8 protein-coding genes are annotated in these 11672 nt (G+C 73.5%); 3 read left to right on the top strand and 5 right to left on the bottom strand.

Features of this window, described 5'->3' with window-relative positions; all coding sequences use genetic code 11:
* Window positions 1-30: 30 nt before the first annotated feature.
* The 3 genes from G3I42_RS34195 to G3I42_RS34185 form a co-directional block, all read right to left on the bottom strand.
* Window positions 31-873 carry an ABC transporter permease gene (locus G3I42_RS34195; protein ID WP_203607698.1) on the bottom strand — a complete coding sequence of 281 codons (843 nt, stop codon included), beginning with the start codon at window positions 871-873 and terminating at the stop codon, window positions 31-33.
* On the bottom strand, window positions 870-1862 hold the full coding sequence (locus G3I42_RS34190) for an ATP-binding cassette domain-containing protein (RefSeq protein WP_164291544.1): 993 nt from the start codon (window positions 1860-1862) through the stop codon (window positions 870-872). Before G3I42_RS34190 ends, G3I42_RS34195 begins: the two co-directional genes overlap by 4 nt.
* A gap of 128 nt (window positions 1863-1990) precedes the next feature.
* The gene (locus tag G3I42_RS34185; RefSeq protein ID WP_164291543.1) at window positions 1991-5293 is read right to left on the bottom strand and encodes a BTAD domain-containing putative transcriptional regulator; all 3303 of its coding nucleotides are present in this window, start codon (window positions 5291-5293) and stop codon (window positions 1991-1993) included.
* A gap of 210 nt (window positions 5294-5503) precedes the next feature.
* Between G3I42_RS34185 and G3I42_RS34180 the strand changes: the two genes are divergently transcribed.
* Complete coding sequence (locus tag G3I42_RS34180; protein WP_164291542.1) at window positions 5504-6934, top strand: NDP-hexose 2,3-dehydratase family protein; 1431 nt, start codon at window positions 5504-5506, stop codon at window positions 6932-6934.
* A 34-nt stretch (window positions 6935-6968) separates the two neighbouring features.
* Here G3I42_RS34180 and G3I42_RS34175 read toward each other — a convergent pair whose 3' ends face one another.
* Window positions 6969-8009 carry a methyltransferase gene (locus tag G3I42_RS34175; RefSeq protein WP_164291541.1) on the bottom strand — a complete coding sequence of 347 codons (1041 nt, stop codon included), beginning with the start codon at window positions 8007-8009 and terminating at the stop codon, window positions 6969-6971.
* Window positions 8010-8242: 233 nt separating this feature from the next.
* Between G3I42_RS34175 and G3I42_RS34170 the strand changes: the two genes are divergently transcribed.
* The gene (locus G3I42_RS34170; protein WP_164291540.1) at window positions 8243-8998 is read left to right on the top strand and encodes an SDR family oxidoreductase; all 756 of its coding nucleotides are present in this window, start codon (window positions 8243-8245) and stop codon (window positions 8996-8998) included.
* Window positions 8999-9074: 76 nt separating this feature from the next.
* A complete protein-coding gene (locus tag G3I42_RS34165) occupies window positions 9075-10253 on the top strand; it encodes a nucleotide disphospho-sugar-binding domain-containing protein (RefSeq protein ID WP_164291539.1) in 1179 nt (392 codons plus the stop codon).
* Here G3I42_RS34165 and G3I42_RS34160 read toward each other — a convergent pair.
* Entirely contained in the window at window positions 10242-11534 is a 1293-nt protein-coding gene (locus G3I42_RS34160) for a nucleotide disphospho-sugar-binding domain-containing protein (RefSeq protein ID WP_164291538.1), read from the bottom strand. The genes G3I42_RS34165 and G3I42_RS34160 overlap by 12 nt on opposite strands.
* Window positions 11535-11672: the final 138 nt, after the last annotated feature.

Raw genomic sequence — 11672 nt, 5'->3', positions numbered from 1 at the left:
CTCGGCGGGTGGCCGGATGCCTCGGCCCGCTCAATCGCGGCGGCGGAAGGCGCGGACGGCGAGGGGAGCGAAGACCGCGGCGAGGAGGACAGCGCAGACCAGGGTGTAGAGGACCGGGCGGAAGACCGGGCCGCCGGTCAGCAGGGCGCGCTCCGCCTGCGCCAGCCACGTCACCGGGTTGACCTTGACCAGGGCTTGGAGCCAGCCGGGCATGGTGTCCACCCTGGCGAACGCGCCGCTGATGAAGCTGAGCGGGAAGGTCGTGACGAACAGGATCATCTGGACGCTGTCGCCCGACTTGATGCTCAGCGCCAACAGCATCGGGAGCCAGGCCAGCGCGACGGAGAACAGCGCGATCAGCACAACCCCGCAGAGGAGGTGGAGCACGCCGGTCTCGATACGGAAGCCCATGGCGAAGCCGACGGCCAGAAGGAAGACCAGCGCGATGGCCTGCAGCATCAGGTCGGCGAGGACCCGGGCGATCAGCGGGGCGGAACGGGCGATCGGCATGCTCCGGAAGCGGTCGAAGACGCCGCCGCCGATGTCGGCGAAGAGGGAGGGCGCCGAACTCATCGTGGCGAACACGGCGTTGTAGACCATCACGCCGGGCAGCGCGTACTGAAGGTAGGCGCCGGTCGATCCGGCGAACTGCCCGCCGTAGATGTAGGTGATCAGCACCAGGAAGAGGATCGGCTGCGCACCGAGCAGGAACAGCGGTTCCGGGTTGTGCTTGAGCTGGACCAGGAGCCGCCAGGTCAGCGCCCCGGTGTGCCGGACGAGCCGGGCCGGGGTCATCCGCCGGGCCTCGGCGTGCAGGGGCAGCGCCTCGGGCCTCGTGCGGGGCGTCCCGGTTTCCTCCGTTGTCGCGTTCATGCTGCGTCCACCTCCGGCTCCGTGTCGCGCCTGGTCGCTTCCGTGTCCTGCTGCGCCTGACCGACGGTCCGGCCGACCACTGCGAGGAAGACCTCGTCCAGGCTGGGCCTGCGGAACTCCGCCTCGTCCAGCGTCAGGCCGGCCTCGGTGACCCGGTCGAGCACCGCATTCATCAGGGCGCCGTCGGCGGACGGGATCACGACCCGCTCCTCGCCCTCGGTGCGAGCGGCGGGCGCCGCCTGCGCGGCCGCCACCAGCAACTCGTTCAGCTTCCCGGGCCGTTCGGGGCGTAGGACGAGGGTGCGGTCACCCACCTTCGCCTTGAGCGCCGCAGCCGTGCCACGGGCCGCGACGGCGCCGCCCGCGACCACGACGAGGTCGTCCGCGAGCTGGTCCGCCTCCTCCATGTACTGGGTGGTGAGCACCACCGTCATCCCCTCGGTGACCAGCCGCCGGACGGCCTGCCACAGCGCCAGCCGGCTCTCCGGGTCCAGGCCGGTGGTGGGCTCGTCGAGGAAGAGCACGCTGGGCCGGCCGACCAGACCGGCTGCCAGGTCGAGGCGGCGGCGCATCCCGCCCGAGTAGGTCTTCGCCGGGCGGTCGGCGGCCTCCTCCAGACCGAAGTCCGCCAGCAGCCCCGCCGCCCGGCGCCGAGCCTCCCGCTTACCCAGTTCCAGCAGCTTGCCGAAGAGTTCAAGGTTCTCGGCGCCGGTCAGGTGTTCGTCCAGGGCCGCGTACTGACCGGTCAGCGCGATCAGCCGGCGCACCTGGTCGGCCTGGCGGACGACGTCGAAGCCGCCGACGGACGCCCTCCCGGAGTCCGGGCGCAGCAGGGTGGACAGGATCCGGATGGTGGTCGTCTTGCCCGCCCCGTTGGGGCCGAGCAGGCCCAGCACGGTGCCCTGCGACACCTCAAGATCGACACCGTCGAGGGCGGTCACAGCGCCGTAGCGTTTCCGCAGTCCCTCCGCTCGCACCGCGTATGTCATGGAAAACCGCCTTCAACGCTCGGGCCGTACCGGATGAGGAGAGTTTCTCCGGGTCGGCTGAGACGGGGCTGACAGCGCTCCACGGCAGCTGACACGGCGCTGACAGCGCGCGGGGCGGGGCGAGGCCGCTACGGTCCGTCCGGCCTGGATCGCGCCGAGGAAGCAAGGGCGAGGACGCCGGCCAGTTCCCCGGCCGGGGCATCCTTCCAGGCGGCCGCTCCGCGTCGGTGAGCGGTGGCGAACGCCGCCTCGCCAAGGGCCTGTCGGCACCGGTCCCGGATGCGGGTGCGGTCCAGCTCGGCGTGGTCGGGGACGCCGGTGAGCGCGGCGGCGAGGCCCAGCAGAGCCGCCGCGTGCTCCGGGTCCCCCTCGGCCTGTGCGATGTCGGCGGCGAGCGTGGCCACGCCGCCCGCCGACCGGGGGTCGTTGAGCAACAGCACGTGCTCGACAGCGCGGGCGTGCTGCTCGCGCGCCTCCGGCGTACGGTGCAGGGCGACGTCGAGGTGGCCGCGCCCGCACAGCACGGGCACCAGCCGGCCGATGTCGGGCACAGCGTCCTCCAGGCACTCCGCCGACGCCGCCGCCAGCATCCGGGCAGCCGTCTGCAGATCGCCCTGGAACCGTGCCACGTCGGCGAGCCGGACCCGCACGAAAGGCGCCATCCGGGCCGCCCCGGCTCGCCGGGCGACCGTCAGGGCGGTGTCAAGTTCCCGCCGGGCGGCCGCGAGGTCCCCGTTGTGCGCCAGCTCCGCGCCCAGCCAGCCGCGCACCATGGCCTCGTCCTGGCGGGCCCCCAGCTCCACGGCGAGCCGCAACGCCTCGTGCAGCCGCCGCACCGCGGCGGCGGTGTCGCCCCGGCCACCCGCGATCTTGGCCAGACCGCTGAGCGCCTGGACCTGGCCCCACCGCTCCCCGATCGAGCGGCTCTCCGCGAGCGCCGAGGTGAAATGCCCCTCGGCCTGCTCGGCCTGACCCCATGTCGCGTGAAGATGGCCGGAGTTGAGGTGACCACAGGCGCGGACCCAAGGGTCGCGGGCGGCGGTCAGCCGACGCGTCGACTCCAGCATGGCGACCGGGTCGCCCTCGAACACTCCCGCGATGACGGACAGCTCCAGCCGCTCGGGCTCTCCGTCCCGGCGGGCCTGCGCGGCCAAGGCCATGCCGCGCCGCACCCGGTCCAGGATCATGGCCGCGCCCTCAGGACCAGCGGCGGGCGTCAGCGCCGACATCACAGTCACCAGCGCCCGTGCCATACCGCCGGGTGCCCCGGGGACGGCGAGGGCGCGCTCGGCCCAGCTCGCCGCCTCCACGTGGTGGCCGCACAGGAACCAGTACCAGCCGAGTGCGGCCACCATCCGGACCGAGGCGTCCGCCTCGCCCCCGTCGATCCGCCAGGCGAGCGCGGAGAGCATGTTCTGATGTTCGTCGTTGAGCCGTGCCAGCCGCCGGACCTGGCCGGCGCGGAGCAACTCGGGCGCCGAGGACTCGGCGAACGCGAGGAAGTGCTCGGCGTGCGCCCGGCGGACTCTGCTCTCCCCGCCCGACGCGGCCAGTTTGCCCCGCAGGTACTCCTGGATCGTGCCGAGCATCCGGTAACGCACCCCGGACTCGGCCTCCCCCGTGCTCACCAAGGACTTGTCCACCAGCGCGGTGAGCAGGTCGAGCACGTCCCGGACGGCTTCGCCAGGCGGGTGCAGCGCCGCCCACAGGCTCTCCACCGTTTCCAGGGTGGCACCGCCGGTGAAGGCGGCCAGCAGCATGGCCAGTTCGCGCTCGTCGGCGTCCAGCAGGTCCCAGCTCCAGGACACCACCGCCTCCAAGGTCCGGTGCCGGGCCGGCTGAGCCCTGCGCCCCCCGACCAGCAGCCGGAAGCGGTCCTCCAGCCGTTCCGCGATCTGCGCGATCGACAGGGCCCGCAGCCGGGAAGCGGCCAGCTCGATGGCGAGCGGCAGCCCGTCCAGCACCCGGCAGATACGGGCCACGCCGGACGCGTCGGACTCCGTGAGCGCGAAGGAGGGCCGCACGGTGACGGCGCGGTCGGTGAACAGCCGCACCGCGGCGTTCTCGAACAGCGCGGGGCCGCACGCGCCGGGCGGCGGGCAGCGCAGCGGCTCCAGCGGGACCAGCCGCTCCCCGGCGACCGCCAGCGGTTCCCGGCTGGTGGCAAGCACGTGCGCACCGGGGCAGGACGTGAGAACGCCCTCCACCAGCTCGGCGACCGCGTCGAGCTGGTGCTCGCAGTTGTCGAGCACCAGCAGCAGCCGGCGCCGCCCGATGGCCGCCGCGAGACGTTCGGCGGGTGCGCCGGACGGGGTCCGTTCCGCTGCCTGGAGCACGGTGGGGCCCTGGGCGCCGACCGTGCCGAGCACAGCACCCGCGAGCTGGGTGGAGTCGGAGAGACCGGACAGGTCCACGAACCAGGCGCCGTCGCCGAAGCGGCCGGCCACCTCTTCCGCGATCTCGATGGACAACCGTGTCTTGCCCACTCCGCCCGGCCCCACCAGGGTCACCAGCCTGGCCTCCTCCAGCAGGCCCGTCAGCAACTCGCGCTCCTGCTCCCTGCCGAGCAGCGGGGTCAGGCGGAGCGGCAGGTTGCCCGGGGGCGGCAGGTCATCAGGGGGAGGGGCGGTGCGAGGCGGGGAAGCGCCCGCCGGGCGGTCCTGCGCCCCACTGCTGCCGCTCCCGCCGGCCCCGTCGGCGGCGCCCCTCCCGCCGCTTCTCTCGGCCCCCTCGTTTCCCGCGGTGTCGCGGAGCACGGCGAGATGGGCGCGGCGGAGTTCCGCGGACGGGTCCGCGCCCAGCTCCTCCGCGAGAACAGTGCGGGCCCTGGCGTAGACCCGGAGCGCCTCGCCCTGCCGGCCGCACGCCCGCAGGGCGCGCATGAGCAGGACGTACCACTGCTCACACGTCGGCTCGGCGACCGTCAGCTGCTCCAGCTCCGGGAGCAGTGCGTGACTCTCGCCACGGGACAGGTCGGCGGTGACGCGGTCGGCGAGCGCGGCGCGGCGCAGCTCCTCCAGCCGGGTCATACCGGCGCGGGCCGCTGCCGCGCCAATGGGCGGATCGCCCCGCCACAGCGCCAGCGCCTCCCGCAGCAACTCCGCCGCACGGGCGGGATCGCCAGGCAGCTCGGCCCGGCCCCTGCGGCACAGCTCCTCGAACAGCCAGGCGTCCACCGCCCCGGGCTCGGCCCGCAGGCTGTAACCGGTGGGCCCGGAGCGGACCGTCACTCCGGGGGCGGCCCGGCGCAGCCGGGAGACCAGCGCCTGCACGGCGTTCGCGGGGTTTGCCGGGGTCCGCTCGTCCCACAGCGCCGCCACCAGCCTGTCCCGGGAGACCTCGCGGCCGCGGGCCAGAACCAGGACGAGCGCCAGCGCACCGAGCCTCCGGCCCGGCACAGTGACGGGTTCCCCTTCACTGTCACGTGCCACGGGGGGTCCCAGAACGCCCAGCTGAACACCGTGCCCGACTGTCGTACCCACCCCGGCAGCCTACCGCCGGTACCACCGCGGCCACAGCACGGACGGACCTCCCCGGGCCGGGGCCGGGACCGGGGGCGACCGGGGTCGTGCCGGATTCGAGCGGTACTGGAACCGCGTACCCGATCCTTCCGGCACGTGCAGACGACTGGGAGGCACCCGATGCGCAGTTCCGCCCCGGAAACGGCGAGCCGGGAGGAGGCCGCCCGGCGGTTCGCCCTCTCCGCGCGGACGACGGACAGCACCGTGACCCCCAACCACCGCTTCGAGCAGTGGTTCGCGCAAAAGCGCCGACGGGCCGGTTTCGTGGTGACCCGCATCCCCTTCTCCCGGATGTCGGGCTGGGGATTCGACCCGGACACCGGGGCGCTGACACACCGCAGCGGCCGCTTCTTCTCGGTCGAGGGCCTGCGCGTCCAGCCGGACGGGGACAGCCCGCCGTGGGAGCAGCCCGTCCTGGTCCAGCGCGAGATCGGCATCCTCGGCTTCGTGGTCCGCGAGCTGGCCGGCGTCCTGCACTTCCTGGTGCAGGCCAAGGCGGAACCGGGCAACCCGGGAGCGGTTCGGATCTCGCCCACGGTCCAGGCCACCCGCAGCAACTACACCGGCGTCCACAACGGGCGGTCCATCCCCTATGTCGAGTACTTCCTCGCCCCCCCTCCCGAGCAGGTGCTCCTGGACAACCTCCAGTCCGAGCGCAGCGCGTGGTTCCTGCGCAAGCGCAACCGGCACCTGGTGGTCGAGTCCACCGCCGACATCCCGTCCGGAGGTGACTTCTGCTGGCTCACGCTGGGGCAGCTGCGACGCCTGATGTCCCGCGACCACCTGCTGAGCATGGAGACCTGCTCGGTCCTGGCCTGCCTGCCGGAGCGGGCGCCGGAAGAAGGGGAAGCCGGCCACCGGCAGTCGCGTTTCCGGGCGGCGCTGCTGAAGTCCCTGGACGAACAGGCCGCCAGCCGGCACCGGCTGCCCGAGGTCATCAGCCGGCTGACCGCCGTCAAGGCCCTGCACGAGGTGGGACAGCGCACCGTTCCGCTGTCCGAAGTAGCCGGATGGCAGCGGCTGGACGAGGAGATATCCCGTCCGGACGGCCGTTACTTCGCCGTCGTCGGCGCCGAGGTGACGGCGCGCAGCAGGGAGGTCGCCCACTGGACGCAGCCGCTCCTGGCCCCCGTGCCCGGTGGTCTGTCCGCGCTCTTCACCCGCAGCATCGACGGCGTACTGCACGTCCTGCTCGAAGCCCGGGTGGAGGCGGGATCGCTGGACGTCGCCGAGTTCCGCCCGACGGTGCAGTGCACACCCAGCAACCACGAGGGCCGCCCCGGGTGGCCGCGGCCGCACTTCCTGGACGCGGCCCTCGCGATGCCCGGGGACCGGGTCCGTTGCGAGGTGAGGATGTGCGAGGAGGGGGCCCGCTTCCTGGACGCGGAGAACCGGTACCTGGTCATCGATGTCGGTGAGGACTTCCCGCTCGACGTGCCCCCCGCGTTCACCTGGGTCACAGTGGCGCAGGTGCAGCGGCTGCTGGAGCACAGCTACTACCTGAACATGCAGGCCCGGACGCTGATCGCACTGCTGCACGCCCTGCACTGACTGACCCCGGCCCCGCGGCCGACGCCCCACGGGCTCAGGCCGCGGTCGCCACCAGCACGTGGTAATTGGGCAGGAAGGGCAGCGGCCGTACCTCGGACAGCGTCAGGCCGGCCCGCTCGAACAGTTCCCGGTAACCGGACCGGCTCCGCTCCTTGCCGCTCAGGCACATGAGCTGGATGTCGCTGACGACCGCATACATCGTGGCGGCCGGGTCCATCCGCTCCTCCGCGTCCGGCAGCAGCGAGGCCACGACGACGACGCTGCCTCCCGGAGCGGCGGCCGCCGCGCAGGAACGCAGCACGTGCACGCAGTCCTCGTCGTCCCACTCGTGCAGCACGTTCTTGAGCAGGTACAGGTCGCCGCCCTCCGGCACAGAGGTGCGGAAGTCGCCCGTCACCAGCTCCACGCGGTCCGCCACGCCGGCCGCCTCCAGGACACCGGTGCTGTCCCGCAGGGCCTCCGCCGTGTCGAACAGCGTGCCGCGCGCGGTGGGATGGGCCGCCAGCACGGCGGCGAGCGTGGTGCCGTCGCCGCCGCCCACGTCCACGATGGTGGCGGCCTTGTCCCAGGTGTAGCCGTGCACGACCAGCGGGGCGAGCATCTGCGAACCCGCGCGCATGGCCGCGTGGTACCTGCGGGCGTACACGTCGTCGGCGGCGAAGTGGTCGAAGAAGGCGGAGCCCGTCACCTCGGTGAACGCGGTCCGTCCGGTGCGCACCGTCGCTTCGAGCGCGCCGAAGGTCTGCCAGGTCAGCGGATCGCCGTAGAACAGCACCATGTCGCGTGCCGACCCCGGTACACCGGGCAGGAGCTGACGGCCCGAGCCGGTCAGCGCCCAGGCGTCCTCGCCCCGGGACTCCACCAGCCGCTGGCCGGCCAGTGCCCGCAGCAGTCGCTGCAGGGCCGGCTCGTCGGTCCCGGTCGCCGCGGCGATCTCGGCGCCCGTACGCACCTCCTCGCCGATGGCTTCGGGGATGCCCAGGCGTACGGCGGTGGCGTACACCCGGAACGACAGCACCGAGAAGAGCAGTGAACCGAACTCCTCCGCTGCTCCCGGGGAATCCTCGTGCGGCATCTCATTCTCCCGTCCTCGTGTCCAGGCCCGGCCGGGCCTGCGGAGAACGTAGGACGAGGTGCTGGAATCCGGCTGGACTCCCGGCTGACCGCCCGGTCCCCTGGCCGCCCGCCCGGTCGAACGCCGCACGAGCGGTGCTCCAGCGCGCCCGCGGACGATGCCCCGAGCGAGGAGGCTTCCGCCTCCTGAGCCGTACCCCCCGGTACGGCCCGACGAGAGCACCGGAGGCGCCCATGGATTCCGCACTCAACGACCGAGTGGTGCTGGTCACCGGGGGAACCCGGGGGATCGGAGCCGCGGTCGCGGAGGCATTCGCGGCGGAGGGGGCCCGGGTGGCCCTCACCTACCGCAACGACGAGGAAGCCGCCGAGCGCGCGGCCGCCGGACTCGGCTCCGAGCGGGCCATGGCGGTCCGCTACGCCCTCGACGAGCCCGACTCGGCGCGGGCCGCCCTGGACGAGGTGCGGCAGCGCTGGGGCGGTGTCGACGTCCTGGTGGCCAACGCCTACCACCGCACCGGCAGACGCCCTGCCGGACAGAGCTTCGAGCAGGTGGCCGCCGCCGAATGGCAGGCGACGATCACCGACAATCTCATCGCCACCATGGCCCTGACCCAGGCCGTGCTGCCGGACATGCGCGGCCGGCGGTGGGGACGCGTCGTCTACCTCTCCTCGCACATCGTCGGACACGGTCGCCGCGGTCAGGAGACCTATGCGGCCGTCAAGTCGGGCCTGCACGGCTTCGCCCGCAGCCTGGCCTGGGAGGCCGGGAAGGAGGGTGTCCTGGTCAACGTGGTGGCGCCCGGACTGACCCGCACGGAGGGCGTCCGGCAGCAACTGCCGGCCGCTCTGCGGGAGGGCGAACGCGCGCGGACGGCGACCGGCCGCCTCAGCGAGCCCGGCGATGTGGCGGCGGCCGTGCTGTTCCTCGGCTCGGGCGCCAACGGGAACATCAGCGGCCAGGTACTGGAGGTGTCCGGTGGCCGGTGAGCGCGGACGTCCGGCAGCCGGTCGCCCCCGGCGGGCGCTGTTCGCGACCTGGTCCGCCGCGGGACACCTCTTCCCCATGGTGCCCACCGCCTGGGCCTGCCGGGCAGCGGGCATGGAGGTCGTGGTCGCCGCCCCGCCCTACTGCCTGCCGGCCGTCCACCGGACCGGACTGCCGGCCGTTCCGGTCGGCGACGCCACCGAGGCGGTGCGCAAGGGGCCGCCGCGCTTCTCCCGCGACTGGGGCAGCGACCGGCCGTGGCCCGCGGGCTGGACATCCCGGCCCGAGCTGCTGGACGAGACGCAGAGCGCCGTACTGGAATTCACCGCGGGCAAGCAACTGCACAAGGCCGCGGGCATGGTGGAGGACCTGGTCGCCTTCGCCCGCCACTGGCGTCCGGACGTGGTGGTGTGCGATGTCCTCTGCCACGCCGGGCCGGTCGCCGCCGCGGCGGTCGGCGTGCCGCACGTGTCGCACGGGTGGGAGGTGGCGACCATGGCCCACACCGAACGGACGGGCCGCACCGGCGGCTTGCGCCCGGAGTACACCGCGCTCTTCGCACGTTTCGGCCTCCCCCCGAGGCCCTGCTCGGATCGCATGATCCAGCTGGCCCCACCGGCCATGACGGTTCCGGCGTCCCTCGGACAGACGGAGATCCCGATGCGCTACGTGCCCTACAACGGGTCGGGTGCGCTGCCGCCGTGGCTCCGCACGCGTTCGCAGCGGCCCCGTGTCTGCGTGACGAGCGGGCTGGCACTCGGTGGCTTCGACAAGGAGACCGCCGCCGACGCGATGCGCGCGTTCGTGGGGCCGTTGGCCGGCCTGGACATCGAGGTCGTGCTGGCGGGGACCGCGGACCAGCGGGACCTCGCGGCCGGTCTTCCGGGAGGAGCCCGCTTCGCCGAGTCCCCGCCCTTCCACCAGCTGTTGCCGAGCTGCGACGCCGTGATCCACCACGGCGGCGCGGGAACGGCCATGACGGCCGTGCACGCCGGTGTTCCGCAGGTGATCCTGCCGCAGTCGCCACCGCACACGGAGATCGCCTACCGGGTGGAACAGGCGGGCGCGGGTGTCGTCGTCGACCCGGAGGCCGACGGCGGCGCCGTACGGGACGCCCTGCTCTCGGTGCTCGGCGACGGCCGCTACCGCGCGGCCGTCGCCGCCGTGCGGGCCGAACGGGACGCGATGCCGACGCCGGCGGAGGTCTGCGCCCGGTGGGCATCGGCGCCCGCGGGAGAGCTCGCCTCACCGCGGTGAGTTTCCCCGCGCCGCGTCGAGACCAGCCTTGTCCAGCCCGCCCCGTGCGGCCAACAGCTCCAGCGGGCGCACCAGTTCGGCGGGGCTGGGCTGGGCGGCGATCACCGTGCGCAGCTCCCCGGCCGCCTGCCGGTGCGGCCCGTCAGCCAGCAGTTCCGCCACGGCCGCGCCCACTTCGCCGGGATCCGCCTTTCGGACCGGCAGCGATCTGACGGCACCGGTGGCCGTCATTCGCGCGCTGACGACCTCGGTGTCCGCGGTACGTGGCAGGGCGAGCTGGGGAACACCCAGCGCGGCCGCCGTGAGCAGGGCGTTGACGCTGCCGTGATGGATCAGCGCGCGGCTGTGGGCGAGCAGCAGCCGGAGCGGCAGGTCGTGCACGACGCGGATCCGCGGGGGCAGCCTCGCCGCGACGTCGTGCTGCTCGCCGCTCGTGGCGAGCAGCACCTCGGCACCCTGGTCGAGTACGGCCTCCAGAGCCGAGCGCAGCGCCGGGAGGCCCGTGTCGTCGAAGGCGGCGGACCGGCCCCACAGCACGCAGACCCGGGGCCGATCGGACGGCCGGGAGAGGTCCTCGGGAATCCCGCCGGCGCCGTTGTAGGGGATGTAGCGGACGCCCATGAACAGGGCGTCCGTGTGCGGCGGGCGGATCGTGGCCGGTGAGGGATCCACGACGTAGCGCACGTGGCCGGTGTTCCAGCGAGGGAGCCCGTAGCGCGGGAAGGAACCCGAGGGGTCCCCGTCCCCGAGGTCCACCCCCGGTTCCGTCTCAGCGGTGCCGAACAGCCCCGGCGGGTGGTAGACCGAGGGCACGTGCAGCAGTTCCGCGGCGAGTGCGCCCTCCGGCGCGGTCAGATCGTGCAGCACGAGGTCCGGCCGCCAGGCACGGGCGAAGGCGACCATGCCGTCGAAGCTGCGGCGCAGCATCTCGTGGGAGCGTTCCTGGAAGGCCGGCAGCTCCGCGACGACATCGAACTCGGCGAGCCCGCGCACGGGCCGGCCGGTGTAGGGGTGCAGCGGCATCGTCCCCGGCTGCTCGCCGTTGACGGCGGCGAGATACGTGAACATCCGCGCCGTCGTCACCATGTCGACGGCGGAGAGGACCGGTGCCGGGATCAGCCCGGCCGCCTGGAGCGAGGCCGCCCGCCCCGGCGGGCAGGCCACTGCCACGTCGTGGCCGGCTGCCTGCATGGCCCAGGCCAGAGGCACCATGCAGAAGTGGTGCCCCGGCCAGTCCGACGCGGCGAACAACACGCGTCGACGACGGTCCCTGTCCGGCATTCGCGCTCTCCTCCCGCTCTGGTGTACGGGGACCAGGGTCGGACCGCGCATTCGAGAATCCCTCAAGTCCCCGCTCCAACGCGGCTCTACCGGCCACTCGTAGCCTCCCTGGCACACGTGGGAGCGGTCGGACGGAGA

It is taken from the genome of Streptomyces sp. SID11385 (assembly GCF_010548245.1).
Classification (GTDB): domain Bacteria; phylum Actinomycetota; class Actinomycetes; order Streptomycetales; family Streptomycetaceae; genus Streptomyces.
Note: the sequence above shows the minus strand (reverse complement) of the source record. Positions and strands in the feature narration are given on the sequence as shown.

Excerpts from the sequence above, each read along its gene's own strand:
- G3I42_RS34170 (WP_164291540.1), top strand. The coding sequence starts at position 8,243 with ATGGATTCCGCACTCAACGACCGAGTGGTGCTGGTCACCGGGGGAACC.
- G3I42_RS34160 (WP_164291538.1), bottom strand. The coding sequence starts at position 11,534 with ATGCCGGACAGGGACCGTCGTCGACGCGTGTTGTTCGCCGCGTCGGAC.
- G3I42_RS34175 (WP_164291541.1), bottom strand. The coding sequence starts at position 8,009 with ATGCCGCACGAGGATTCCCCGGGAGCAGCGGAGGAGTTCGGTTCACTG.
- G3I42_RS34195 (WP_203607698.1), bottom strand. The coding sequence starts at position 873 with ATGAACGCGACAACGGAGGAAACCGGGACGCCCCGCACGAGGCCCGAG.
- G3I42_RS34165 (WP_164291539.1), top strand. The coding sequence starts at position 9,075 with ATGGTGCCCACCGCCTGGGCCTGCCGGGCAGCGGGCATGGAGGTCGTG.
- G3I42_RS34190 (WP_164291544.1), bottom strand. The coding sequence starts at position 1,862 with ATGACATACGCGGTGCGAGCGGAGGGACTGCGGAAACGCTACGGCGCT.
- G3I42_RS34180 (WP_164291542.1), top strand. The coding sequence starts at position 5,504 with ATGCGCAGTTCCGCCCCGGAAACGGCGAGCCGGGAGGAGGCCGCCCGG.